The organism is Bradyrhizobium sp. USDA 4504 (assembly GCF_054063995.1).
In genome coordinates, this window is sequence record NZ_JBSSGV010000001.1 from 3,516,343 (window position 1) to 3,538,863 (window position 22,521).

The window sequence follows — 22,521 nt, forward strand, 5'->3', positions numbered from 1 at the left end:
CAAATCAGGAATATATTTCTAATATTCCGAAGTTACGCAAGCGTTCCCTGCCCGCGCCGCAGGTGGGAACGTGCGCTATTCGCGACCACGGCCCAATCTCGTCTTGCCCTAGCTCCCGCCCCGGTCCTTGCGCAGCCGCTGCCAGTAATCCAGCCGCTTGCGGATCTCGCGTTCGAAGCCGCGGTCGGGCGGATCGTAGAAGGTCTGGCGGCCCAGCGCTTCCGGGAAATAGTCCTGGCCGGAGAATGCGTCCGGCATGTCGTGATCATATTGATAGCCGGAGCCGTAGCCCTCCGACTTCATCAGCTTGGTCGGCGAATTCAAAATGTGCTTCGGCGGTAGCAGCGAGCCGCCCTGCTTTGCGGTCTGCATCGCAGCACCAAACGCGGTGTAGACCGCGTTCGATTTCGGCGCGGTGGCGAGATAGACCACGGCCTGCGCGATCGCGAGCTCACCCTCCGGCGAGCCGAGGAAATCGTAAGCATCCTTGGCGGCGTTGCACACCGCCAGCGCCTGCGGATCGGCAAGGCCGATATCTTCGACCGCCATGCGCACCACGCGCCGCGCCAGGAACAGCGGATCCTCGCCGGCATCGAACATGCGCGCGAGATAATACAGCGCCGCATCCGGATCGGAGCCGCGCACTGACTTGTGCAGCGCCGAGATCAGATTGTAATGGCCGTCGGCCGATTTGTCGTAGATCGGCGCCCGGCGTTGCAGGATGGCCTGCAACTGCTCGGCGTTGAACACCTCGCCCTTGCGGGCGGCGCGCCAGACCTCTTCGGCCAATGTCAGCGAGGCGCGGCCATCGCCATCGGCCATCCGCACCAGCACGGCGCGGGCTTCGGCATCGAGCGGCAGCGGCTTGCCCTCGATCTTCTCGGCATTGGCGAACAGTTTCTCGATCGCCGCCGTATCGAGCGAGTGAAACACCAGCACGCGGGCGCGCGACAGAAGCGCCGCGTTGAGCTCGAAGGACGGGTTCTCCGTGGTGGCGCCGACCAGCACCACCGTGCCGTCCTCCATCACGGGCAGGAAGGAATCCTGCTGCGCGCGGTTGAAGCGATGCACCTCGTCGACGAACAGGAGCGTGCCCTTGCCGGTCTCGCGGCGGGCACGCGCGGCATCGAACGCCTTCTTGAGATCGGCGACGCCGGAGAACACCGCGGAGATCTGCTCGAAATGCAGCTCGGTGGCGTCGGCCAGAAGCCGCGCCACCGTGGTCTTGCCGGTGCCGGGCGGCCCCCAGAACACCAGCGAGCCCAGCGTGCGCGTTTCCAGCATCCGCGTCAGCGCGCCGTCAGGGCCGAGGATGTGATCCTGGCCGACGACATCGGCCAGCGTGCGCGGACGCAGCCGGTCCGGCAGCGGGTGCGGCGCGTCCTGCTCCATCCCCGCCGCAGCAAAGAGGTTGCCGGCCTCTCGCGGTTGCTTGGGGCTCATCCGCCGAGCGTCACGTTGATCTGCTGGCCGCCGCGCACCAGCGTGATGCGCCAGACCCGCGTCCCCGTCTTCGATGCCTTCTCGAGGTCGCTGGTCCGCACGATCTTCTCGTTGTTGACCGCGAGGATGATGTCACCCTTCTGGAAGCCGACATTGGCCGCGGTGCCGTCACCGGCGAGATCAGTCACCACCACGCCCTCGGCACCGGCGTCGAGATGCAGTTCGTCGGCCAGCGCCGGCGAGATGTTGGCGACCCTCGCGCCCTGGAACGGCGAGCGCGCGGTCAGCACGATCTCGTCGCGGTTGGTGTCGGGCGCGGTCTCCAGCGGTATGGTGAGCTTCACCGGCTTGCCGGCGCGCTGCACCTCGATCTCCGCGTTGCCGCCGAGCGGACGGGTCGCGAAGCGGTAGTCGAACGCGTTGGGATCGTCGATCGGCGTGCCGTCGATCCCGACGATCAGGTCGGAGAGCTTCAGTCCGGCCTTCGCCGCCGGGCTGTTCGGCGCGACGTTGGCGACCAGCGCGCCAGACGGCAGCTTCAGCCCGAGCGTCTCGGCAATCTCCGGCGTCACCGCCTGCAGCCGCGCGCCGAGCCATGGCCGCTTCACATTCTTGCCGCCGCTCTTGGCGGAGGCCACCACGACGCGCACCATGTTGGCGGGGATCGCAAAGCCGATGCCCTGCGAGCCGCCGGAGCGCGAGAAGATCGCAGTGTTGATGCCGGCGAGCCGGCCGGTCATGTCGACCAGCGCGCCGCCGGAATTGCCGGGATTGATCGCGGCGTCGGTCTGAATGAAGAATTGATAATCCGTGATCCCGACTTGAGTGCGCGCCAGGGCCGAGATGATGCCGTGCGTCACGGTCTGGCCGACGCCGAACGGATTGCCGATCGCGAGCACGACGTCACCGACCTGCAGTTGGTCGGAATTGGCGAAGTCGAGGGTCGCGAACTTCTCCTTGTTGGTGTCCTTCAGGCGCAGCACCGCGAGGTCGGTACGGCTGTCCTTCAGCACGATCTCGGCCTCGTATTCGCGCTTGTCGGCGAGCGAGACCTTCACCTGATCGGCGCCCTCGATCACGTGATTGTTTGTGACTACGAGGCCGGAGCCGTCGACCATCACGCCGGAGCCCAGCGAGCGCTGCATCTGCTCGGGCTGCTGTCCCGGCACGCCGAAGAACCGGCGAAAAATCGGGTCATCCAGAAATGGATTGCGGTTTTGCACGGTCTTGGCGGCGTAAACATTGACCACCGCCGGCTGCACCCGCTGCACGATCGGCGCATAGGACAATTGCAGCTCGGCCTGCGAGGACGGCACGCGGCGGTCCTGGGCCGCGGCTGCGGAAAGATTCCCCATGAAGGCCAACGTGCACAGAGCGGATACGGCAGCAAAGCGGACAGGTCGGAGCATTCTCACCTCTCGTGGAAACGCCGGAATATAGGCGTGTTCGCCGGGCAATTGAAGGGCGCCCGGCCGGATAACTGGCCCCCCGCCGTACCGGTGCACAACCCGCAGCGGCCGCGTTGAAGCGCGCCGCCAAGCTTCTATGATAGCTGTCATCTCACTGCGCCGCTCCGCTTGTTGCCTGCGGACCACAAGCGGAACTGCGATGCCCGGAAGCACTGTCGTGCGTCAGTCACGATACGCTCCTAGGACCGTTCAGTGAGTGAGTGGGGAATTCAAACACAACAGGGGTGCACAATGGGTGCAACAAAAGTCAGTGCAATCGCCATAGGCCTGGCAGGGGCGCTTGCCGCCTCGCCGGCCTATTCGCAATCGGCCGGAGGCGGCAGCGATGCGGAGATCGCGCTGCTGAAGCAGCAGCTGAAGATGCTCGAGCAGAAGCTCGACAAACTGCAGAAGCAGACCAACGCCAATACTGCAAGCGCAGCCAGCGCAAACGCCAATGCGAAGGCGGCGGATGCCAAGGCCGCGCGGGTGGCGACCGCCAACGCCGCGATCCCGGTGAAGGGCCCGGTCGCGCCGTCCGGCGTCGTGGTGACGATGCCGAACAACCGGCCGACGATCTGCACCGCGGACGAACAGAACTGCGTTGCGATCACGAGCCGCGTGCACTGGGATGTCGGCGGCTACGACTATCGCCCGAACACCGCAGGCACCTCACCGCAGAAGCTCGACAGCGGCGAGAACGTCCGCCGCGCGCGCATCGGCATCGTCGGCAAGTTCTTCGGTGACTGGAATTACTCACTGATCTACGATTTCGGCGGCTCGTCCGACGGCTTCGGCGGCGCGGCGCCGGGATCGCTGCCCGGCGGCGGCACCTCGGGCATCGAGAACGCGTATCTGAGCTACACCGGCTTCAAGCCGTTCGGCGGCAAGATGGCGATCGAAGGCGGCATCATGGACGTGCCGTGGACACTCGACGAAGCGACCAGCTCCAACGACATCCTGTTCATGGAGCGCGCCTCGGTCGGCATCATCGCACAGAACATCGCCGCCGGTGACTTCCGTTCGGCCGCCGGCACCCGCTGGTGGAACGACCAGTTCTGGATCGGCGGCTATGTCACCGGACCGACGTCGGGCGCCATCCACTCCGCGTCCTCCGCCTCGCCGGCCGGCACGTCCGAGCAGTATGGCGGGGTCATCCGCGTCGCCGGCAATCCGATCAGCGGCAAGAATTATTCGGTACACATTGGCGCCGATGCGGAATGGCTGGTGCAGCCGCCGCGCAACCAGCTCACGCAGGCGCAGACGCTCACGCTCAGCGACCGGCCCGAGCTGCGCATCGATCCGACCACGCTGATCTCGACCGGTGCGATCGCCAATGTCTCCGGCGCGCAGGTCTACGGCGTCGAGGCGGCGGCGACCTATGGCCCGTTCATCGCGCAGGGCGAATATTACTGGTTCAATGTCGACCGCTCCGCGAACACCGGACTGCCGCCGTTCGGCGCGCCGAGCCTGAAGTTCGACGGCGGTTACGCGCAGGTCGGCTATGTGCTGACCGGCGAGAACCACGCCTACAACCCGGCGACGGCCTCCTATAGCGGGATCAAGCCGCATGATCCGTTCTCGCTCGCGGGCGGCGGCTGGGGCGCCTGGGAAATCGCCGGCCGCGTCAGCACGATGGACCTCAACGATCAGATCGCGCAGGCGGTCGGCATCGCGGGTGGACGGCAGACCGTCTACACCGCCGCGCTGAACTGGTACGTCAACAACAACGTCCGCTTCATGCTGAACTATCTGCACGGCGATATCGCCAAGCAGGCCTCGGCGACCTCGGCTGCGGACGTCGGCTCGAAGTTCGACGCGGTCGCGCTGCGTACGCAGGTTGCGTTCTGATCTGATCGGAGCTGAGACCAACTCATAGACGGCCGGGGCATCGCTCCGGCCGTTTTCATCGAGCGTTTGGTTCACGCGTTTCTAGCTGAATGAGATCGGTCGAATATTGACCAGGACGGCGCCGCGCTCCCTCTCCCCGTTCTTACGGGGAGAAGGTTGGGGTGAGGGGCCCTCTCCGCGTATTCGGCAGCAGCTGCGCTTGCTGAGGCTCCCCCTCACCCGGAACGCATCTGACGATGCGTCATAGCCGAAGCACCGCTTCGGCGTTCTTGAGAACGGCCGCCGTAGGCGGCCTATGCCTCTCCCCGCACGCAGGGCGAGGTGAAGCGGAGCGCGTCGCGCGAACATGCTTTCAGGCCGCGCGCTTCGACTTCTTCACAATGACCTCCGGCGCCGGCGCGCAGGACAGCCGCTCCTGATGGCCCTCGCCCCAGGCTTTCAGAATATCGATCACCGGGCGCAGGCTCTCGCCGAGTTCGGAAAGCGTGTATTCGACCCGCGGCGGCACTTCGGCATAGACCTTGCGGATCACGAGGCCATCGTCCTCGAGCGCACGCAGCTGCTTGGTCAGCATGCGCTGGGTGATGCCGGGCATCCGCCGCCGCAACTCGCCGAAGCGCTGGGTGCCGGCCTGCAAATGATACAGGATCACGCCCTTCCATTTGCCGTCGATCAGGTCGAGCGCCGCCTCGACCGCGCAGCCCGGCCGGCGCGCGAAATTCTTCCGTTTCATGCAGTATTTTCCCAATAGTATACAAACAGGGACTAGTTCCCTGTTTTTACAGTACTTGCCAAATGGACGCCAGCGCGACAGTTAATCGGCAGGCAATCGCCCACCACGGAGACCAGGCATGAAGGCCGTCGGATACCAAAAATCGCTGCCGATCGAGGCGGCGGATTCGCTCGTCGATTTCGAGATCGCCAAGCCCGAGCCGAAGGGGCGCGACATCCGCGTCGCGGTGAAGGCCATCTCGGCCAATCCGGTCGACTACAAGGTGCGCAAGCGCGCGGCGCCGACCGACGGCGGATACAAGATCCTCGGCTTCGACGCGGCCGGCGTGGTCGACGCGGTCGGGCCCGACGTCTCGCTCTTCAAGCCCGGCGACGAGGTGTTTTACGCGGGCTCGATCCTGCGCCAGGGCACCAATTCGGAATTTCATCTGGTCGATGAACGCATCGTCGGCAACAAGCCGGCGTCGCTGTCCTTCGCGCAGGCCGCCGCCCTGCCCCTGACCTCGATCACCGCGTGGGAGCTGCTGTTCGACCGGCTCGGCGCGGTGCCGGGCAAGAGCCTCGATCCGCGCACGCTGCTGATCACCGGCGGCGCCGGCGGTGTCGGCTCGATCCTGATCCAGCTTGCGCGCCGCCTCACCGGGCTGACCGTGGTTGCGACCGCGACGCGGCCGGAGTCGCAAAAGTGGTGCCGCGATCTCGGCGCCCATGCGGTGATCGATCACTCGCAGCCGATGAAGGAGCAGATCGAGAGCTTGAGGCTGCCGCCGGTCGGCCTCGTCGCCAGCCTCACCTTCACCGACCAGCACTACAAGTCGATCGCCGACTTCATCGCGCCGCAGGGCAAGTTCGGCCTGATCGACGATCCGCCGGAATTCAACGTCGCCGCGTTCAAGGGCAAGGCGGTCTCGGTGCACTGGGAATCGATGTTCACGCGCTCCTCGTTCCAGACACCCGACATGATCGCGCAGCACCATCTGCTCAACGATGTCGCCGACCTGATCGACAAGGGCGTGCTGCGCAGCACGCTCGACCAGACCTTCGGTACCATCAACGCCGCCAACCTCAAGCGCGCCCACGCTTTGCTGGAAAGCGGCAAGTCACGCGGCAAGATCGTGCTCGAAGGCTGGTAAGGCTCCTCACGTCCGCTTCCTCATGCCCGGGCAACATCCCGGGCATGATATCCCCACAGGCCGGCGGGTGGCTTTTGCCAAAGCCACGGCATCGCCTGTATGATTTGCGCAACGATCACCCCGTCCTCAATCCGGCCGCGCAGGACGCGGCCGGAGCGGTGGTGACGCCCACGGGGATGGGAGGAAACCGATGAGTTTGCTCACGGCCGATCCGTCGCGGATCGATCCGGAGTGGATGACGCGGGCGCTGCGCGAAGCCGGTGTGATCGACCAGGTCAGGGTCGTCGATCTCGCCTGCAAGCCGGTCGGCAATGGCCTCGTCGGCGACAGCTATCGATTTCGCCTGACCTATGACGGCGACGAGCCGAACGCTCCCTTGAGCGTCGTCGGCAAATTCCCGGCCGCAGATCCCGACAGCCGCCGCTCCGGTTCCGCGCACACGCTTTACGTCCGCGAGGTCGCGTTCTATCGCGAACTGGCGGCGACCGTCGCCATTCACACCCCGCGGCCGATTCTTGCCGAAATCGATCCGGCGACCGACGACTTCACCCTGATCCTGGAGGACCTCGCGCCCGCACGTCCGGGCGATCAGCTCGCCGGATGCTCGATCGCCGACAGCCAGATCGCCATGACCGAGGCCGCGGCGTTGCATGCGCCGCGATGGAATGACCCGAGCCTCGATGCGGTGCAATGCTTCGTGATGGCCGCAAGCCGGCGCAGAGACCTTCGCTCGGTGCTGCCCGGCATCATCGGTCACTACAAGGAGCGATATCGCGGCGTGATCGAGCCGGAATTCCTTGATCTGATCGACCGGCTTCCGGACGCGCTATTGCGCTACCAGTCCGATCGATCGGCGCCGCGAACGCTCCAGCACGCAGATTTCCGGCTCGACAACATGCTGTTCGACGTCCGCGGCAATACCCATCCGATGGCGACGCTGGACTGGCAGACGCTGACAGTGGGCCCGGCAATCGTCGACGTCGCCTATTTCCTCTCGGCCGGCATCGACCCGATCGAACGGCGGCTTCATGAAGCCGACCTGGTGCGGTTCTATCATTCGGAACTGATCCGGCGCGGCGTGCGGGACTATGACTGGGATCGTTGCTGGCGGGATTACCGGCGCTACACGCTGCACGGCATCATGATGGGCGTCGTCTCCGCGCTCAGCGTCCAGCGCTCCGAGCGAGGCGACGCGCTGTTCCTGAAAATGACCCGCGGCGCCTGCGCGCAAGCCCTGGACCACGACAGCTTTTCATACTGGCAGGACTGACGCGCTTTCGAGCGAAGTGGATACAACCCGTCAGGACATCGAAAGGGATCGGCGTGCTCAACAAACTGGACGACTTCCCCATCCACCAGACGCCGGAGCCGATCGCGGTTCCCTCGACCAGCGACCGCAATGTCTATGACCGGACCTGGTTCAACGGCTACACCGCCGACGGCGCGTATTATTTCGGGATCGGCATTGCGATCTACCCGCACCGCAAGATCCTCGATTGCGCCTTCAGCGTCGTGGAGCGCGGCGGACGGCAGCACTGCTTTTACGGTTCGCGGCGCGCCCCGCTCGAGCGCACCGAGATGCAGGTCGGTCCGTTCAGGCTCGAAGTGCTCGAGCCGATGCTGCGGACCCGGGTCGTGCTCGACGACAATGCGACGGGCCTCGCCTGCGACCTGACCTTCTCCGCGCGCACCGCCGCGATCCAGGAAGCGCGCCAGACGCTTTGGTCGGGCGACCGCCGCGCGATGGATTCGACCCGGTTCGACCAGTTCGGCCGCTGGAGCGGCGTCATCAGCCACCCCGACGGCGGGATCAAGGTCGACGATCGCACCTGCTACGGCACCAAGGATCGCTCCTGGGGCGTGCGCAATGTCGGCGAACGCGACGTCGGAGGCGCGCCGATGCCGCCGCCGAGCGTGTTCTTCCTCTGGGCGCCGCTGGTCTGGGACGACCACATCTCGCACACGATCTTCTTCGACGGGACGCAGGGCGAGGCGCTGGTCCGCGAGGGCATCACCGCGCCGCTCTACCGATGCGAGGCCGAGATTCCCGGCGTGGTCGACGGCCTCGACCGCCGCATGGCGACCGCGCGGCATCGCGTCAAATACGTGCCGCACACCCGGCTCGCGCAGTCGGCTGAAATCGACCTCGTCGATATCGACGGCCACACCACGACCATCGCGCTCGACCCGATCCTCAAATTCCAGATGAAGGGGCTCGGCTACGGCCATCCGCAGTGGGGCCAGGGCATGTGGAAGGGCGAGCTCGAGATCGGCGGCGAGTCGTTCGATCCATCGACGCTCGACCCGCTGGCCCGCGAGAATGTGCACGTCCAGCAGGTGGTCCGCGCCCGCCAGGGCGGCCAGACCGGAATTGGCGTGCTGGAGCAGGTTTGCTTCGGTCCCTACCGTCCCGCAGGCTTCAGCGAGTTCCTGGACGGCGCGAAGGGATAGCTAGAGCGTTTTCGAGCGAAGTGGATACCGGTTCGCGTGAAGAAAACGCGTCAAAGCAAGAATCTAGAGCCCCGTTCCGATTCCATCGGAACGGGAAAAGCTCTAGATCGCCGGCACGCCCTCGACGAACAGCAGGCGTCGCTCCAGCGCGGTTGCGCGAAGCTTCAACGCTTCGGCATATTCCGGTGACGCATACCATTCGCGCAGGCGCGCCATGGTCGGAAATTCGACGATGACGATCGCGTTCGGTGGTGGACCGCCCTCCACCACCTCGACCGTGCCGCCGCGCACGACGTAGCGCCGCCAAATTGTGCGATGGTGTTCGCCGCCAGCGTCCGATAGGCCTCGAACGCCGCGGCGTCGCGCATCTCGACCTCGGAGATCACATAGGCCGGCATGCGGCCTCATGCGATGGTGTTGACGATGCCGCCTTCGGCGCGCAACGCGGCGCCGTTGGTCGCCGATGCCTGCCTGGAGCAGACATAGACCACGAGATTGGCGATCTCCTCGGTGCTGGCAAAGCGCTGCAGCAGCGAGGTCGGCCGGTGCTGCTTGACGAAGTTGGAGGCCGCCTCCTCGACCGATTGGCCGTTCTGCTTGGCGAGATCCTTGACGAAGGTCTCGACGCCTTCGGACATGGTCGGTCCGGGCAGCACCGAGTTGACGGTCACGGCGGTGCCTTTGGTCAGCTCGGCGAGCCCGCGCGCGATCGCAAGCTGCGCGGTCTTGGTCATGCCGTAATGGATCATCTCGGTCGGAATGTTGAGGCCGGACTCGGAGGAGATGAAGACGATGCGGCCCCAGTTGCGCTTCAGCATGCCCTGCATGTAGCCGCGCGACAGCCGCACGCCCGACATCACATTGACCTCGTAGAAGCGGCTCCAGTCCTCGTCGGGAATGTCGAAGAACGGCTTCGGCTCGAAGATGCCGGCATTGTTGACGAGGATGTCGACGTCCGGCAGCGCCGCGAGCAGCGCCTTGCAGCCCGCCGCGGTCGAGACGTCGGCGGCAATGCCGCGGAGCTTTGCGTCCGGTACTGCCTTCGTGATCGCGGCAATCGCGGCATCGACCTTGGCCTGACCGCGGCCGTTGACGACGACCTCGGCGCCGGTCTCGGCCAGCCCCCTTGCGATGGCATTGCCAATGCCCGCGGTCGAGCCGGTCACCAGCGCAGTCTTTCCGGAAAGGTCGATTTTCATCTGTCATCTCCATTGATGTCGACGGACATATCGGGCGCGGCATGCAGCGCCGCAATTGCATCTCACCGATGCGTGAGGAAGCAGAACACACCTCGTCGTCCTGGCGAAAGCCAGGGGGACCCATTACCACCGCAGGTGATTATGAGAAGGATTTGAGCCCCAGCGTCGCGCAACAATTTAGATTTGGGGTAATGGGTCCTGGCTTTCGCCAGGACGACGGGGATGGAGCGTGGCCACCAAATAAAAACGGCGCCCGAAGGCGCCGCTTTCAAAACCTGGCTCGAAGCGGGGCTTACGCCGCCTCGGCTTCCTTGTCCTGCGCCGGACCGGAGTCCTGGCCCTTGGCGTCGACGTCGCGGTCGACGAACTCGATCACGGCCATCGCCGCGTTGTCGCCGTAGCGGAAGCCGGCCTTGATGATGCGGGTGTAGCCGCCCTGGCGGTCCTTGTAGCGGGTCGCCAGCGTGTCGAACAGCTTCTTGACCTGGTCGACGTCGCGCAGCTCCGAAATCGCCTGGCGGCGCAGGGCGAGGCCGCCCTTCTTGCCGAGGGTGACGAGCTTCTCGACGATCGGCCGCAGCTCCTTGGCCTTCGGCAGCGTGGTGACGATCTGCTCGTGCTTGATCAACGCGGCCGCCATGTTGGCGAACATCGCACGCCGGTGCTCGGCGGTGCGGTTGAGCTTCCGATGAACCTTGCCGTGACGCATTGACTTATTCCTTCTTCAATTCTGCCGCGGTGGTTCAGCGACAAGTTTTGCAGGTGGGCATCCTGCGTTCGCCCGCAAAAGCGCCTTAGCGCGCTTTTGCTATCTCGTTTGAGCATGATCCTCGCCGGAAAACCGCTCCGCGCTTTTCCGGGATCATGCTGCGTAAAAAATCGTGGCCGGAAGTTTTCCGGCCACGACGGTGGAATCGGATCAGTAGTGATCCTCGAAGCGCTTGGCGAGCTCGTCGATGTTCTCCGGCGGCCAGCCCGGCACTTCCATGCCGAGGTGCAGACCCATCTGGGCCAGCACTTCCTTGATCTCGTTCAGCGACTTGCGGCCGAAGTTCGGGGTGCGGAGCATTTCCGCTTCCGACTTCTGCACGAGGTCGCCGATGTAGACGATGTTGTCGTTCTTCAGGCAGTTTGCCGAACGCACCGACAGCTCGAGCTCGTCGACCTTCTTGAGGAACGCCGGGTTGAACGCGAGATCGGGGATGATCTCCTGCGTGACTTCCTTGCGCGGCTCTTCGAAGTTGACGAACACGTTGAGCTGATCCTGCAGGATGCGCGCGGCGTAGGCCACCGCGTCCTCCGGCGTGATCGCGCCGTTGGTCTCGATCGTCATGGTCAGCTTGTCGTAGTCGAGGATCTGGCCCTCGCGGGTGTTCTCGACCTTGTAGGACACCTTGCGGACCGGCGAGAACAGGCTGTCGACCGGGATCAGGCCGATCGGAGCATCCTCGGGACGGTTGCGCTCGGCGGCGACATAGCCCTTGCCGGTCGTGACCGTGAACTCCATGCGGATCTCGGCGCCGTCGTCCAGCGTGCAGAGCTGCAGGTCGGGGTTGAGCACCGTGACATCGCCGACGGTCTGGATGTCGCCGGCGGTGACGGCGCCCGGGCCCTGCTTCTTCACGACCATGCGCTTCGGGCCTTCGCCCTGCATCTTGATCGAGATGTCCTTGATGTTGAGGACGATGTCGGTGACGTCTTCACGGACACCGGCGATCGAGGAGAACTCGTGCAACACGCCGTCGATATGCACCGACTGCACCGCCGCGCCCTGCAGCGAGGACAACAGGATGCGGCGCAGCGCGTTGCCGAGCGTCTGGCCGAAGCCACGCTCGAGCGGTTCGGCGACCACGGTGGCGAACCGGCTCGCGTCCGAGCCCGGCGTCACCTGCAGCTTGTTCGGTCGAATGAGTTCTTGCCAATTTTTCTGGATCGTCACTGTTTCACCCATTTGCCGGTCACAGGGCCAAATCGAATGGCCGAACCCGGCGTTGGAGATCGCGGATCAGTCCGCGCGGTCAATTCCAAAAACCATCGCAGGGCGGCCAGAGGCCGCCCACGACTTACAGATCAAACGCGCCGACGCTTGCGCGGACGGCAGCCATTGTGCGGGATGGTGGTCACGTCGCGGATCGAGGTGACGGTGAAGCCCGCAGCCTGCAGCGCACGGAGCGCCGACTCACGGCCCGAACCCGGGCCGGCCACTTCAACCTCCAGCGTGCGCATGCCGTGTTCCTGCGCCTTCTTGGAGACGTCTTCGGCCGCGACCTGCGCGGCATAGGGGGTCGACTTGCGCGAGCCCTTGAAGCCCATGGTGCCGGCCGACGACCAGGCAATGGTGTTGCCCTGCGCGTCGGTGATGGTGATGGTCGTGTTGTTGAACGACGAATTCACGTGCGCGATGCCGGAGGCGATGTTCTTGCGTTCGCGGCGGCGTACGCGGGTGGCTTCCTTGCCCATTTCAAACCTTTCCTGTGATCTCGACGCCGCCGTAGTGCCAGCGGCTACACCTCAAAACGCAAATGGCGAGTAGCGAATTTCCATTCGCTACTCCCCACTAGCAATTCGCAAAACTTATTTCTTCTTGCCGGCGATCGCCTTGGCCGGCCCCTTGCGCGTGCGCGCATTGGTGTGGGTGCGCTGGCCGCGCACCGGCAGACCGCGGCGATGACGCAGGCCGCGGTAGCAGCCGAGGTCCATCAGCCGCTTGATGTTGATGCCGACCTCGCGACGGAGGTCGCCCTCGACCAGGTAGTCGCGGTCGATCACTTCGCGGATCTGCAGGACTTCCTGGTCGGTCAACTGGTTGACGCGACGGTCCAGCGGGATCTTGACCTTCTCGATGATGTCGGCCGCGTTCTTCTGGCCGATGCCATGGATGTACTGAAGCGCGATCAGGACGCGCTTGTTGGTGGGAATGTTGACGCCGGCAATACGGGCCACGGACTTCTCTCCTGTCGCCGATCCATCACGGATACGGGCTTCTCAAGTGCTTGCTCTCTCGGGCTTGTGTCCACAAACGCGAACACGACGCCCTCCCCTCATGTCCTTCGGGGCCCGGCATCGTCATCAAACTATCCAACTTGGATGCGGAGCTTATTAAAGGATTCATGTCGGTTTCGTCAACCGCTCCTAGCGTTTAGCTCGCTTTTTCGTGAGCTTTTTTGCCACCTTTTTGGCGGTCTTTGCTCCCTTGCGGGCTTTGGCGGCGCGGGCGGCCTTCTTTACCGCCTTCTTCGCGGCTTTCTTCACGGTTTTCTTGGCCGCTTTGGCCTTGGAGGGCGCCTTGGCAGCCTTCCGGGCCGATTTGGCGGCCTTTTGGGCTGGTTTAGCTGCCTTCCGGGCCGGCTTCTTGCTGGCCTTCATGGCCGCCTTGGCGGCCTTTTTAGCCGCCTTCGGGGCGTGATCCTCGTGTTCCCTGGGTTCCAGCGCGCCGAGTGCGGTCAGGATCCGGTTGATCTCGCGGGTGACGTGCTCGATGGTCATCATGCCATCGACCGTCAGGAGCTTCCGCCGCTCCGAATAATAGTGAATCAGCGGCTCCGTCAGCGAACGGTACTGCGCCAAGCGCTTGGTCAGCACTTCCGGCGTGTCGTCGAGGCGGACTTCCTCGCCGCGCGCGCGGGTTTCCTCGGCACGCTTCTCAACGCGGGCGAGCAGCGCGCTCTCGTTGACGCGGAGCTCAACCACCGCGTCGAGCTTGAGGTGCTTTTTCCGGAGCAGATCGTCGAGCGCCTCCGCCTGCGGCACAGTGCGCGGGAAGCCGTCGAGAATGAAGCCCTTCCTGGCATCGGGCTCCTCGATGCGGTCGGCGATGATTCCCACCACGACCTCGTCTGGAACCAGGCCGCCATTGGCCATGATCTCCTTGGCCTGGAGGCCGACCGGCGTGCCCGCGGCGACCGCAGCGCGCAGCATCTCACCGGTCGAGAGCTGGACGATGCCGTGCTTGTGCACCAGCCGCTGCGCCTGGGTTCCCTTGCCCGAGCCCGGCGGCCCCAAAAGGATCAATCTCATATCTGTTTCGCCCCCCGGCTAGGTGGGCGACGTCCGCACACCTGTGTTTTGAGTTCGAAGCCGAGCCGCGATCAGCGGCGGCGGCCTCCCCTGAGCTTCGACTTCCTGATCAACCCCTCATACTGATGAGCGAGCAGATAGCCCTGCACCTGCGACACCGTATCCATCGTCACGCTGACGACGATCAACAGCGAGGTGCCGCCAAAGTAGAACGGGACCGATGCGTAGGAAATCAGAATTTCAGGAATCAGGCAGACGATCGCGAGATAGACCGCGCCGAGCACCGTGATGCGCGACAGCACATAGTCGATGTACTCGGCGGTGCGCTCGCCGGGCCGGATGCCCGGGATGAAGCCGCCATGCTTCTTCAGGTTGTCCGCGGTCTCGGTCGGATTGAACACGATCGCGGTGTAGAAGAACGCGAAGAACACGATCAGCGCGAGATACATGAACAGGAACAGCGGCCGGCCGTGGCTGAGCTGGGTCGTGATCCACTGGAACCATTCCGGCCCCTTGCCGGCGTTGAAGTTCGCGACCGTGGTCGGCAGCAGCAGCAGCGACGAGGCGAAGATCGGTGGAATCACGCCCGAGGTGTTGAGCTTGAGCGGCAGATGCGAGGACTGGCCCTCGAACATCTTGTTGCCGACCTGGCGCTTCGGATACTGGATCAAAAGCCGGCGCTGCGCGCGCTCCATGAACACGATGAAGGCGATCACGGCGACCGCCATCACGATGACGATCAGGATCAGGCCGGTCGACATCGCGCCCTGGCGGCCCAGTTCCAGCATGTTGGCGAGCGCCGACGGCAGCTCGGCGACGATGCCGGACAGGATGATCAGCGAGATACCGTTGCCGATGCCGCGCGAGGTGATCTGCTCGCCGAGCCACATCAGGAACATGGTGCCGCCGGTCAGCGTGATCGCGGTCGAGATCCGGAAGAACATGCCGGGGTCGCTGACGACATTACCGGCGCCTTCGAGGCCGATCGCGATGCCATAGGACTGGAACAGCGCCAGGATCACGGTCAGATAGCGGGTGTACTGGTTCAGCGTCTTGCGGCCCGCCTCGCCTTCCTTCTTGAGCGCCTCGAGCTGCGGCGACACGGTGGTCAGCAGCTGCACGATGATCGATGCCGAGATGTACGGCATGATGTTGAGCGCGAAGATCGCCATGCGGTGGATGCCGCCGCCGGCGAACATGTTGAACATGCCGAGGATGCCGCCGGACTGGCTGCGGAACACCTGCTCCCAGATGTTGGGATCGATGCCGGGCAGCGGGATGTAGGTGCCGAGCCGATAAACAAGCAGCGCACCCAGGGTGAACCAGATGCGCTTCTTCAGCTCGTCGGCTTTCGCCAGCTGTCCGAAATTGAGGTTGGCGGCAAGTTGTTCGGCTGCTGAGACCATGTTTCGGCTTTCTCCCGGAGCCCCATTCGCCGGCGCCCCCAAAGAGATCAATTCCCTGGGCGCCGGCAGACACCGGACATTATCTGGTGCTCGGCCTCGATAAGTCCATCATTCGATCCGCGGATTGCCCGCGCGTCGCGGGCAATGACGCAGATGTTACGCCGCCTCGCCTTCTTCCTTGGCGGGGGCCAGGATCTTGACCGAGCCGCCGGCCTTCTCGACCGCGGCAATGGCCGACTTGGAAGCGCCGTGCACCTCGATGGTCAGCTTGGTCTTGATCTCGCCGCGGCCGAGCAGCCGCAGGCCGTCCTTGGCGCGGCGCAGCACGCCGGCCTTGACCAGCGATTCGACGTTCACCGTCGCGCTCGCATCGACCAGCTTGTTGTCGATCGCTTCCTGCAGACGGTCGAGATTGATCTCGGCGAAGTCGAGCCGGAAGATGTTGTTGAAGCCGCGCTTCGGCAGACGGCGATGCATCGGCATCTGGCCGCCTTCGAAACCCTTGATGCGGACGCCCGAACGCGCGGTCTGGCCCTTGCCGCCGCGGCCCGAGGTCTTGCCCTTGCCGGAACCGATGCCACGGCCGACACGCATGCGCTTCTTGCGCGAGCCGGCGTTGTCGGCGATATCGCTGAGCTTCATCGCCCTTCTCCTTATCTCTGCTTACTCGCCGACGACGCGGACGAGATGCTGAACCTTGCTGATCATGCCGCGAACTTCAGGGGTATCCTGCAGCTCGGCAACCCGGCCGATCTTGTTGAGCTTGAGGCCGATCAGCGTCGAACGCTGCGAGTGATGGCGGCGGATTGCGCTGCCGATCTGCTCGACCTTGATGGTCTTGCTGGCCTTGGCCATGACAGTAACTCCGAATAGCGCTTCGAGAAGCGCGCGTTGTTATTCCGCCACCACTTCGGCGTCGCCGCCGACGCGGCGCGACTGCAGGGTGGAGACCTTGATGTTGCGGCGTGCCGCCACCGAGCGCGGCGAATCCTGATGCTTCAGCGCATCGAACGTCGCGCGAACCATGTTGTAGGGATTCGACGAGCCGATCGACTTCGCCACCACGTCCTGGATGCCGAGCGTCTCGAACACAGCGCGCATCGGGCCGCCGGCGATGATGCCGGTACCGGCCGGAGCGGCACGCAGGTAGACGCGGCCGGCGCCGTGACGGCCGGCGATGTCGTGATGCAGCGTGCGGCCTTCGCGAAGCGCGACGCGCGTCAGGTTGCGCTTCGCCGATTCGGTCGCCTTGCGGATCGCTTCCGGAACTTCGCGCGCCTTGCCGTGGCCGAACCCGACCCGGCCCTTCTGGTCGCCGATCACGACCAGCGCCGCAAAGCCGAAGCGCTTGCCGCCCTTGACGACCTTCGCCACGCGATTGATGTGGACGAGCTTGTCGACGAACTCGCTGTCGCGCTCCTCGCGCTCCCTGCTCCGTTCGCGTCCGCCGCGTTCGCGTTCACCTGCCATGGTGTTTTCCAATCTCTAGGAGGCCTTGCGCCTCTTTCCTCGTCATCGTTCGTAAAGTTTAGAAGCTCAATCCGCCTTCGCGCGCCGCATCCGCGAGCGCCTTGACGCGCCCGTGATAGATGTAGGCGCCGCGATCGAACACGACTTCCTTGACACCCTTCTGCGCCGCGCGCTCGGCGAGCAGCTTGCCGACCGCCTTCGCCGCATCGATGTCGGCGCCGGTCTTGCCGGCGTCGCGCATGGTCTTCTCCAGCGACGAGGCGGAAGCGAGCGTCTCGCCCTTCTGGTCGTCGATGACCTGGGCGTAGATGTGCTTGGACGAGCGGAACACCGACAGCCGCGGACGGCCGCCTGCCGAGCGGCGAAGCGCAAGGCGCACGCGCTGCTTGCGCCGGGCATTCGTAACCTTGAGTGACATGACCGGCTCCGTTACTTCTTCTTGCCTTCCTTGCGGAAGATGAATTCGTTGGCGTACTTGACGCCCTTGCCCTTGTAGGGCTCCGGCGGACGGTAGGCGCGGATCTCGGCGGCGACCTGGCCGACGCGCTGCGGATCGTTGCCGGTGATCGTGATCTCGGTCGGCTTCGGCACCGCGATGGTGATGCCTTCCGGGATCGCGTACACCACGTCGTGGCTGTAGCCGAGCGCGAGCTGCAGGTTCTTGCCCTGCATCGCGGCGCGGTAGCCGACGCCGGTGATCTCGAGCTTCTTCTCGAAGCCCTTGGTGACGCCCTCGACGAGGTTGGCGACCTGCGCGCGCGCGGTGCCGTACATCGCCTGCGCGCGGTTGGTCTTGACCCGCGGAGCGACCTTGACCTGACCGTTCTCGAACTTCACCTCGACGTCGTCATGCACGACGAACTGAAGCTGGCCCTTCGGCCCCTTCACCTTGACGGTCTGGCCCTCGACGGTCGCCGTCACACCCGACGGGATCGCCACCGGCCTTTTGCCGATACGTGACATCGTAAAATCCTTCCTCAGAACACCGTGAAGAGAACTTCGCCGCCCACGTTGGCGTCGCGCGCCTGGTGGTCAGCCATGATTCCCTTCGGCGTCGACAACACCGAAATGCCGAGACCGTTGTTCACGCGCGGCAGGTTCTTCACCGAGGCGTAAACGCGGCGGCCCGGCTTCGACACCCGCTCGATCTCGCGGATGACGGGCTCGCCGTCGAAATACTTCAGCTCGATCTCGAGCTCGCTGCGGCCCGAGGCATGCTCGACGCTGGCGTAGCCGCGGATGTAACCCTCGGACTTCAGCACCTCGAGCACGTTGGCGCGCATCTTCGAGCCGGGGCTCGAGACCTTGGACTTGGAGCGCATCTGCGCGTTGCGGATGCGGGTGATGAGATCGCTGATCGGATCGTGCGTAGACATTGTTCCGACCCTCCCTTACCAGCTCGACTTCACGAGGCCGGGAACCAGGCCTTTGGAGCCGAGTTCACGCAGCGCGATGCGCGAGAGCTTGTTCTTGCGATAGTTCGAGCGCGGACGCCCGGTCAGCTCGCAACGGTTGCGGATGCGCGTCGGCGACGAGTTGCGCGGCATCTCGGCGAGCTTCAGCGTCGCCGCGAAGCGCTCTTCCATCGGCTTGGTCTTGTCGGCGATGATCGCCTTCAGCTTCTCGCGGCGCGGGCCGGCGTTCTTCGCCATCCGCTTGCGCCGGTTGTTCTTCTCGACTGAACTCTTCTTTGCCATGCTTGGCTCCTGGGTATCCGCGTTTGAGTGGCTTTGGCTCAGCTACTCACTGCCGGAACGGGAAATTGAAAGCGGTCAACAAGGCACGCGCCTCGTCGTCGGTCTTGGCGGTGGTGCAGACCGTGATGTCCATGCCACGCGCTTCCGAGACCTTGTCGAAGTCGATCTCGGGGAAAATGATGTGCTCCTTGATGCCGAGCGAATAGTTGCCACGGCCGTCGAAGCTCTTCGGGTTCAGGCCGCGGAAGTCGCGGACGCGGGGCAGCGCCACGTTCACCAGGCGGTCGATGAACTCGTACATATGGGTCTTGCGCAGCGTGACCTTGCAGCCGATCGGCTGGTTCTCACGCAGCTTGAAGGTCGCGATCGCGATCCGCGAATAGGTCACGATCGCCTTCTGGCCGGCGATCTGGGTCAGCTCGGCGGCGGCGGTCTCGGCCTTCTTGCGATCGTTGACGGAGTCGCCCACGCCCATGTTGAGCACGACCTTGTCGAGGCGCGGCACCTGCATCACGTTGGCATAACCGAACTTCTCGGTCATCATGCCGCGGATCTTCTTGTCATACTCCGCGCGCAGACGCGGCGTGTAAGCTGTATCAGCCATCGATCTCTGCTCCCGAGCTCTTGGCAACACGAACCTTCTTGCCATCGGCCTGAATCTTGAACCCGATGCGGGTCGGCTTTCCGTCCTTGCCGACATACGCAATGTTCGAAAGGTCGATCGGCATCTCCTTGGAGATGATCCCGCCTTCCTGGGTCTGGGTCTGCTTCTGGTGACGCTTCACCATGTTGATGCCGCGAACGAGAGCCTTGTTCTCGTCCGGACGCACCTCGAACACCTCGCCGGTGCGACCCTTGTCGCGGCCGGTGAGCACCATCACCTTGTCGCCCTTGCGGATCTTGGCAGCCATCACAGCACCTCCGGCGCGAGCGAAATGATCTTCATGTGGTTCTTGGCGCGCAGCTCGCGCGGCACCGGCCCGAAGATACGGGTGCCGACCGGCTCGGACTGATTGTTGATCAGCACGGCGGCGTTGCGGTCGAAGCGGATGACCGAACCGTCGGCGCGGCGGATGTCCTTGCGGACCCGGACCACGACGGCCTTCATCACGTCGCCCTTCTTCACCTTGCCACGCGGAATGGCTTCCTTGATCGACACAACGATAACGTCGCCCACGGTGGCATAGCGGCGCTTGGAACCTCCAAGAACCTTGATGCACATGACACGGCGTGCGCCTGAATTATCGGCCACGTCGAGGTTGGTCTGCATCTGAATCATTGATGCACCTCGTCCTCTTTCTGCGCTTCAGCGCGCTCAAAATTTCCCTGAATTCCCTCGGCCAGGCCGAAGTAATCAGGCCGTTTTCTTGTGTTCGCCCCGGACCACGGTCCAGCGCTTCAGCTTCGAGATCGGCTTCGATTCCTCGATCCAGACCATGTCGCCCGGCTTGAACTGGTTGTTCTCGTCGTGCGCGTGGTAGTTCTTGGAACGGCGGATCGTCTTCTTGTAGATCGGGTGGGTGAAGCGGCGATCGACGCGCACCACGATGGTCTTGGCTTGCTTGTCGCTGACGACCACGCCCTGCAGAGTACGTTTCGGCATAGCTGGCCCCTTACTTCTTCTTCGCGCGCTGCTGGGCAGCGATGGTCTTGATACGAGCGATATCGCGGCGGGCTTCCCGCATCCGCGAGGTGTTCTCCAGCTGCCCGGTGGCGCGCTGGAAACGCAGGTTGAAGCGTTCCTTCTTCAGATTCAGGATCGCGTCTTCCCGCTGGTCGTCGCTCATCGCGCGAATGTCTTCAACTTTCATCTCGGCCATGGCGATTACTCCGCAATGCGCGCAACGAAGCGCGTCTTGATCGGCAGCTTGGCGGCGGCGAGCGACAGCGCTTCCTTCGCGGTCTGCACCGGCACGCCGTCGATCTCGAACATCACGCGGCCCGGCTTGATCCGGACCACCCACAATTCCGGGGCACCCTTGCCGGAGCCCATGCGGACTTCGGCGGGCTTCTTCGACACCGGCACGTCCGGGAACACGCGGATCCAGACGCGGCCGGCGCGCTTCATGTGACGGGTCAGCGCGCGGCGGGCGGCTTCGATCTGACGGGCGGTGACGCGCTCAGGCTCCATCGCCTTCAGGCCGAACTGGCCGAACGCCAACGTCGCGCCAGAGGTCGCAACGCCGTGGATACGGCCCTTATGCGCCTTCCGGAACTTCGTTTTCTTAGGTTGCATCATGGCTTTAAGCCCTCAAATTCCTGCTTTGCCTCAAGCGGCGTCGCGGCGCGAACGCGGCGTGCTGTCGCCTTCGGCCATCTTCTTGTCCTGGGCCATCGGATCGTGCTCGAGGATCTCGCCCTTGAAGATCCAGACCTTGACGCCGCAGGTGCCGAAGGTCGTGAACGCGGTGGCAACGCCGTAGTCGACGTCGGCGCGCAGCGTGTGCAGCGGCACGCGACCTTCGCGGTACCACTCCATGCGCGCGATTTCGGCGCCGCCGAGACGGCCCGAGCAGTTGATGCGGATGCCACCGGCACCGAGACGCATCGCCGACTGCACGGCGCGCTTCATGGCGCGGCGGAACGCGACGCGGCGCTCGAGCTGCTGGGCGATCGATTCAGCGACCAGGGTCGCGTCGAGCTCAGGCTTGCGGATTTCGACGATGTTGATCACGACGTCCGACGAGGTGATGTCGGCAACCTTCTTGCGCAGCTTGTCGATGTCGGCGCCCTTCTTGCCGATCACGACGCCCGGACGGGCCGAATGGATCGTCACGCGGCACTTCTTGTGCGGACGCTCGATCACGATGCGGGCGACGGCCGCCTGCTTGAGCTCCTTGTGCAGGATCTCGCGGATCTTGACGTCCTCGTGCAGCAGCTTGCCGTATTCCTGCTTGCCGGCGAACCAACGGGAGTCCCAGGTCCGGTTGATGCCGAGACGCAGCCCGATTGGATTGATCTTTTGACCCATCGTCTTCTCCTGCGCCCTTCTTAGGCGCTTGCCTCGGCCTCGACCTGACGAACCACGATGGTCAGGTGCGAGAACGGTTTGAACACACGGCCCGAACGGCCACGGCCGCGCGGAGCAAAACGCTTCATCACGATGCCATTGCCGACATGCGCCTCGGCGACGACCAGATCGTCAACCTCGAGGTCATGGTTGTTCTCGGCGTTCGCGATCGCCGATTCCAGGCACTTCTTGACATCGACCGCGATCCGCTTGCGCGAGAACTGCAGGTCGGCGAGCGCAGCGGACGCCTTGCGGCCGCGGATCAGCTGCGCCACCAGGTTGAGCTTCTGCGGGCTGACGCGCAGCATGCGGGCGACGGCCTTGGCCTCATTGTCCGCGAGGCTACGTTCGCGCTTTGGTTTGCTCATCGGTTAATCCTCAAGCCTTCTTGGCTTTCTTGTCGCCCGAATGGCCGTGGAAGGTCCGGGTCGGCGAGAACTCGCCGAACTTGTGACCCACCATTTCCTCGTTGATTGCCACCGGCACGTGCTTGTGGCCGTTATAGACGCCGAACGTCAGGCCGACGAACTGCGGCAGGATGGTCGAGCGGCGGCTCCAGATCTTGATGACGTCGTGACGGCCGGACGAGCGCGCGGCATCTGCCTTCTTGAGCAGAGAACCCTCGACGAACGGGCCTTTCCAGACTGAACGAACCATGTCCGGC

Annotated in this window: 30 protein-coding genes and 1 pseudogene; 4 read left to right on the plus strand and 27 right to left on the minus strand. The window is 64.3% G+C overall.

All coding sequences use genetic code 11. The features are described 5' to 3' along the window. Positions 1-108: 108 nt before the first annotated feature. The gene (locus ACVMB1_RS16325; RefSeq protein ID WP_057015492.1) at positions 109-1,443 is read right to left on the minus strand and encodes a replication-associated recombination protein A; all 1,335 of its coding nucleotides are present in this window, start codon (positions 1,441-1,443) and stop codon (positions 109-111) included. Then, positions 1,440-2,798, minus strand: coding sequence for a DegQ family serine endoprotease (locus ACVMB1_RS16330; RefSeq protein ID WP_092090135.1), 1,359 nt, complete (start codon positions 2,796-2,798; stop codon positions 1,440-1,442). The genes ACVMB1_RS16325 and ACVMB1_RS16330 overlap by 4 nt, the downstream gene beginning before the upstream one ends. Positions 2,799-3,143: 345 nt before the next feature. Between ACVMB1_RS16330 and ACVMB1_RS16335 the strand changes: the two genes are divergently transcribed. Then, positions 3,144-4,742 (plus strand): OprO/OprP family phosphate-selective porin, encoded by a 1,599-nt coding sequence (locus ACVMB1_RS16335; protein ID WP_057015490.1) that lies wholly within the window; start codon positions 3,144-3,146, stop codon positions 4,740-4,742. Between the two features lie 352 nt (positions 4,743-5,094). Here ACVMB1_RS16335 and ACVMB1_RS16340 read toward each other — a convergent pair whose 3' ends face one another. After that, complete coding sequence (locus tag ACVMB1_RS16340; protein WP_057019538.1) at positions 5,095-5,475, minus strand: winged helix-turn-helix transcriptional regulator; 381 nt, start codon at positions 5,473-5,475, stop codon at positions 5,095-5,097. A gap of 118 nt (positions 5,476-5,593) precedes the next feature. Between ACVMB1_RS16340 and ACVMB1_RS16345 the strand changes: the two genes are divergently transcribed. From ACVMB1_RS16345 to ACVMB1_RS16355, 3 genes are all read left to right on the plus strand, one after another. Next, a complete protein-coding gene (locus tag ACVMB1_RS16345; RefSeq protein WP_076831363.1) occupies positions 5,594-6,607 on the plus strand; it encodes a zinc-binding alcohol dehydrogenase family protein in 1,014 nt (337 codons plus the stop codon). A gap of 190 nt (positions 6,608-6,797) precedes the next feature. Continuing rightward, on the plus strand, positions 6,798-7,877 hold the full coding sequence (locus ACVMB1_RS16350; RefSeq protein ID WP_076831366.1) for a phosphotransferase: 1,080 nt from the start codon (positions 6,798-6,800) through the stop codon (positions 7,875-7,877). Between the two features lie 53 nt (positions 7,878-7,930). Next, complete coding sequence (locus ACVMB1_RS16355; protein ID WP_076831368.1) at positions 7,931-9,058, plus strand: hypothetical protein; 1,128 nt, start codon at positions 7,931-7,933, stop codon at positions 9,056-9,058. A gap of 102 nt (positions 9,059-9,160) precedes the next feature. On the opposite strand, the pseudogene ACVMB1_RS16360 reads toward ACVMB1_RS16355, so the two are convergent. From ACVMB1_RS16360 to rpsS, 24 genes and pseudogenes are all read right to left on the minus strand, one after another. Then, positions 9,161-9,456: pseudogene (locus ACVMB1_RS16360) on the minus strand (DUF1330 domain-containing protein). Between the two features lie 6 nt (positions 9,457-9,462). Beyond that, entirely contained in the window at positions 9,463-10,257 is a 795-nt protein-coding gene (locus ACVMB1_RS16365; protein WP_076831371.1) for an SDR family NAD(P)-dependent oxidoreductase, read from the minus strand. 292 nt (positions 10,258-10,549) lie between these two features. Next, positions 10,550-10,966: a 50S ribosomal protein L17 gene (rplQ, locus tag ACVMB1_RS16370; protein WP_016843769.1), complete on the minus strand. Its 417-nt coding sequence runs from the start codon at positions 10,964-10,966 to the stop codon at positions 10,550-10,552. Between the two features lie 210 nt (positions 10,967-11,176). After that, a complete protein-coding gene (locus ACVMB1_RS16375; protein WP_035631062.1) occupies positions 11,177-12,208 on the minus strand; it encodes a DNA-directed RNA polymerase subunit alpha in 1,032 nt (343 codons plus the stop codon). A gap of 119 nt (positions 12,209-12,327) precedes the next feature. Continuing rightward, positions 12,328-12,717: a 30S ribosomal protein S11 gene (gene rpsK, locus ACVMB1_RS16380; protein ID WP_006021048.1), complete on the minus strand. Its 390-nt coding sequence runs from the start codon at positions 12,715-12,717 to the stop codon at positions 12,328-12,330. A gap of 114 nt (positions 12,718-12,831) precedes the next feature. After that, positions 12,832-13,200 (minus strand): 30S ribosomal protein S13, encoded by a 369-nt coding sequence (gene rpsM, locus ACVMB1_RS16385; protein ID WP_057019544.1) that lies wholly within the window; start codon positions 13,198-13,200, stop codon positions 12,832-12,834. A gap of 189 nt (positions 13,201-13,389) precedes the next feature. Beyond that, complete coding sequence (locus ACVMB1_RS16390) at positions 13,390-14,274, minus strand: adenylate kinase (protein WP_076831374.1); 885 nt, start codon at positions 14,272-14,274, stop codon at positions 13,390-13,392. Positions 14,275-14,345: 71 nt separating this feature from the next. Then, positions 14,346-15,680 (minus strand): preprotein translocase subunit SecY, encoded by a 1,335-nt coding sequence (secY, locus tag ACVMB1_RS16395; protein ID WP_057019546.1) that lies wholly within the window; start codon positions 15,678-15,680, stop codon positions 14,346-14,348. A gap of 156 nt (positions 15,681-15,836) precedes the next feature. Continuing rightward, entirely contained in the window at positions 15,837-16,322 is a 486-nt protein-coding gene (rplO, locus tag ACVMB1_RS16400; RefSeq protein ID WP_028339310.1) for a 50S ribosomal protein L15, read from the minus strand. A 21-nt stretch (positions 16,323-16,343) separates the two neighbouring features. After that, complete coding sequence (gene rpmD, locus ACVMB1_RS16405) at positions 16,344-16,535, minus strand: 50S ribosomal protein L30 (RefSeq protein ID WP_028335461.1); 192 nt, start codon at positions 16,533-16,535, stop codon at positions 16,344-16,346. Between the two features lie 39 nt (positions 16,536-16,574). Then, on the minus strand, positions 16,575-17,150 hold the full coding sequence (gene rpsE / locus ACVMB1_RS16410; protein WP_016843761.1) for a 30S ribosomal protein S5: 576 nt from the start codon (positions 17,148-17,150) through the stop codon (positions 16,575-16,577). 58 nt (positions 17,151-17,208) lie between these two features. Continuing rightward, entirely contained in the window at positions 17,209-17,568 is a 360-nt protein-coding gene (rplR, locus tag ACVMB1_RS16415; RefSeq protein ID WP_016843760.1) for a 50S ribosomal protein L18, read from the minus strand. An 11-nt stretch (positions 17,569-17,579) separates the two neighbouring features. After that, positions 17,580-18,113 (minus strand): 50S ribosomal protein L6, encoded by a 534-nt coding sequence (gene rplF, locus ACVMB1_RS16420; protein ID WP_024578581.1) that lies wholly within the window; start codon positions 18,111-18,113, stop codon positions 17,580-17,582. A 14-nt stretch (positions 18,114-18,127) separates the two neighbouring features. Further along, on the minus strand, positions 18,128-18,526 hold the full coding sequence (rpsH, locus tag ACVMB1_RS16425; RefSeq protein ID WP_018272133.1) for a 30S ribosomal protein S8: 399 nt from the start codon (positions 18,524-18,526) through the stop codon (positions 18,128-18,130). Between the two features lie 15 nt (positions 18,527-18,541). Next, on the minus strand, positions 18,542-18,847 hold the full coding sequence (gene rpsN, locus ACVMB1_RS16430; protein ID WP_016843757.1) for a 30S ribosomal protein S14: 306 nt from the start codon (positions 18,845-18,847) through the stop codon (positions 18,542-18,544). Positions 18,848-18,893: 46 nt separating this feature from the next. Next, positions 18,894-19,451, minus strand: a complete 558-nt coding sequence (gene rplE, locus ACVMB1_RS16435) for a 50S ribosomal protein L5 (protein WP_016843756.1) — start codon at positions 19,449-19,451, stop codon at positions 18,894-18,896. Beyond that, positions 19,444-19,758 carry a 50S ribosomal protein L24 gene (gene rplX / locus ACVMB1_RS16440; RefSeq protein ID WP_016843755.1) on the minus strand — a complete coding sequence of 105 codons (315 nt, stop codon included), beginning with the start codon at positions 19,756-19,758 and terminating at the stop codon, positions 19,444-19,446. The genes rplE and rplX overlap by 8 nt, the downstream gene beginning before the upstream one ends. Further along, positions 19,758-20,126, minus strand: a complete 369-nt coding sequence (rplN, locus tag ACVMB1_RS16445) for a 50S ribosomal protein L14 (RefSeq protein ID WP_011473865.1) — start codon at positions 20,124-20,126, stop codon at positions 19,758-19,760. The genes rplX and rplN overlap by 1 nt, the downstream gene beginning before the upstream one ends. 75 nt (positions 20,127-20,201) lie before the next feature. After that, on the minus strand, positions 20,202-20,450 hold the full coding sequence (gene rpsQ, locus ACVMB1_RS16450) for a 30S ribosomal protein S17 (protein WP_016843754.1): 249 nt from the start codon (positions 20,448-20,450) through the stop codon (positions 20,202-20,204). A 10-nt stretch (positions 20,451-20,460) separates the two neighbouring features. After that, positions 20,461-20,667 carry a 50S ribosomal protein L29 gene (gene rpmC, locus ACVMB1_RS16455; RefSeq protein WP_016843753.1) on the minus strand — a complete coding sequence of 69 codons (207 nt, stop codon included), beginning with the start codon at positions 20,665-20,667 and terminating at the stop codon, positions 20,461-20,463. A 5-nt stretch (positions 20,668-20,672) separates the two neighbouring features. Beyond that, on the minus strand, positions 20,673-21,086 hold the full coding sequence (rplP, locus tag ACVMB1_RS16460) for a 50S ribosomal protein L16 (RefSeq protein WP_016843752.1): 414 nt from the start codon (positions 21,084-21,086) through the stop codon (positions 20,673-20,675). A 30-nt stretch (positions 21,087-21,116) separates the two neighbouring features. Continuing rightward, on the minus strand, positions 21,117-21,818 hold the full coding sequence (gene rpsC, locus ACVMB1_RS16465; protein WP_016843751.1) for a 30S ribosomal protein S3: 702 nt from the start codon (positions 21,816-21,818) through the stop codon (positions 21,117-21,119). 20 nt (positions 21,819-21,838) lie between these two features. Continuing rightward, the gene (rplV, locus tag ACVMB1_RS16470; protein ID WP_016843750.1) at positions 21,839-22,225 is read right to left on the minus strand and encodes a 50S ribosomal protein L22; all 387 of its coding nucleotides are present in this window, start codon (positions 22,223-22,225) and stop codon (positions 21,839-21,841) included. 10 nt (positions 22,226-22,235) lie between these two features. Beyond that, positions 22,236-22,514, minus strand: coding sequence for a 30S ribosomal protein S19 (rpsS, locus tag ACVMB1_RS16475; RefSeq protein ID WP_028335459.1), 279 nt, complete (start codon positions 22,512-22,514; stop codon positions 22,236-22,238). Between the last annotated feature and the right edge of the window lie 7 nt (positions 22,515-22,521).

What these genes read in the sequence shown, in the direction of transcription:
- ACVMB1_RS16325 (WP_057015492.1), bottom strand. Translation starts at nt 1,443, where the DNA reads ATGAGCCCCAAGCAACCGCGAGAGGCCGGCAACCTCTTTGCTGCGGCG.
- ACVMB1_RS16330 (WP_092090135.1), bottom strand. Translation starts at nt 2,798, where the DNA reads ATGGGGAATCTTTCCGCAGCCGCGGCCCAGGACCGCCGCGTGCCGTCC.
- ACVMB1_RS16335 (WP_057015490.1), top strand. Translation starts at nt 3,144, where the DNA reads ATGGGTGCAACAAAAGTCAGTGCAATCGCCATAGGCCTGGCAGGGGCG.
- ACVMB1_RS16340 (WP_057019538.1), bottom strand. Translation starts at nt 5,475, where the DNA reads ATGAAACGGAAGAATTTCGCGCGCCGGCCGGGCTGCGCGGTCGAGGCG.
- ACVMB1_RS16345 (WP_076831363.1), top strand. Translation starts at nt 5,594, where the DNA reads ATGAAGGCCGTCGGATACCAAAAATCGCTGCCGATCGAGGCGGCGGAT.
- ACVMB1_RS16350 (WP_076831366.1), top strand. Translation starts at nt 6,798, where the DNA reads ATGAGTTTGCTCACGGCCGATCCGTCGCGGATCGATCCGGAGTGGATG.
- ACVMB1_RS16365 (WP_076831371.1), bottom strand. Translation starts at nt 10,257, where the DNA reads ATGAAAATCGACCTTTCCGGAAAGACTGCGCTGGTGACCGGCTCGACC.
- rplQ (WP_016843769.1), bottom strand. Translation starts at nt 10,966, where the DNA reads ATGCGTCACGGCAAGGTTCATCGGAAGCTCAACCGCACCGCCGAGCAC.
- ACVMB1_RS16375 (WP_035631062.1), bottom strand. Translation starts at nt 12,208, where the DNA reads ATGGGTGAAACAGTGACGATCCAGAAAAATTGGCAAGAACTCATTCGA.
- rpsK (WP_006021048.1), bottom strand. Translation starts at nt 12,717, where the DNA reads ATGGGCAAGGAAGCCACCCGCGTACGCCGCCGCGAACGCAAGAACATC.
- ACVMB1_RS16390 (WP_076831374.1), bottom strand. Translation starts at nt 14,274, where the DNA reads ATGAGATTGATCCTTTTGGGGCCGCCGGGCTCGGGCAAGGGAACCCAG.
- secY (WP_057019546.1), bottom strand. Translation starts at nt 15,680, where the DNA reads ATGGTCTCAGCAGCCGAACAACTTGCCGCCAACCTCAATTTCGGACAG.
- rplO (WP_028339310.1), bottom strand. Translation starts at nt 16,322, where the DNA reads ATGAAGCTCAGCGATATCGCCGACAACGCCGGCTCGCGCAAGAAGCGC.
- rpmD (WP_028335461.1), bottom strand. Translation starts at nt 16,535, where the DNA reads ATGGCCAAGGCCAGCAAGACCATCAAGGTCGAGCAGATCGGCAGCGCA.
- rpsE (WP_016843761.1), bottom strand. Translation starts at nt 17,150, where the DNA reads ATGGCAGGTGAACGCGAACGCGGCGGACGCGAACGGAGCAGGGAGCGC.
- rplR (WP_016843760.1), bottom strand. Translation starts at nt 17,568, where the DNA reads ATGTCACTCAAGGTTACGAATGCCCGGCGCAAGCAGCGCGTGCGCCTT.
- rplF (WP_024578581.1), bottom strand. Translation starts at nt 18,113, where the DNA reads ATGTCACGTATCGGCAAAAGGCCGGTGGCGATCCCGTCGGGTGTGACG.
- rpsH (WP_018272133.1), bottom strand. Translation starts at nt 18,526, where the DNA reads ATGTCTACGCACGATCCGATCAGCGATCTCATCACCCGCATCCGCAAC.
- rpsN (WP_016843757.1), bottom strand. Translation starts at nt 18,847, where the DNA reads ATGGCAAAGAAGAGTTCAGTCGAGAAGAACAACCGGCGCAAGCGGATG.
- rplE (WP_016843756.1), bottom strand. Translation starts at nt 19,451, where the DNA reads ATGGCTGATACAGCTTACACGCCGCGTCTGCGCGCGGAGTATGACAAG.
- rplX (WP_016843755.1), bottom strand. Translation starts at nt 19,758, where the DNA reads ATGGCTGCCAAGATCCGCAAGGGCGACAAGGTGATGGTGCTCACCGGC.
- rplN (WP_011473865.1), bottom strand. Translation starts at nt 20,126, where the DNA reads ATGATTCAGATGCAGACCAACCTCGACGTGGCCGATAATTCAGGCGCA.
- rpsQ (WP_016843754.1), bottom strand. Translation starts at nt 20,450, where the DNA reads ATGCCGAAACGTACTCTGCAGGGCGTGGTCGTCAGCGACAAGCAAGCC.
- rpmC (WP_016843753.1), bottom strand. Translation starts at nt 20,667, where the DNA reads ATGGCCGAGATGAAAGTTGAAGACATTCGCGCGATGAGCGACGACCAG.
- rplP (WP_016843752.1), bottom strand. Translation starts at nt 21,086, where the DNA reads ATGATGCAACCTAAGAAAACGAAGTTCCGGAAGGCGCATAAGGGCCGT.
- rpsC (WP_016843751.1), bottom strand. Translation starts at nt 21,818, where the DNA reads ATGGGTCAAAAGATCAATCCAATCGGGCTGCGTCTCGGCATCAACCGG.
- rplV (WP_016843750.1), bottom strand. Translation starts at nt 22,225, where the DNA reads ATGAGCAAACCAAAGCGCGAACGTAGCCTCGCGGACAATGAGGCCAAG.
- rpsS (WP_028335459.1), bottom strand. Translation starts at nt 22,514, where the DNA reads ATGGTTCGTTCAGTCTGGAAAGGCCCGTTCGTCGAGGGTTCTCTGCTC.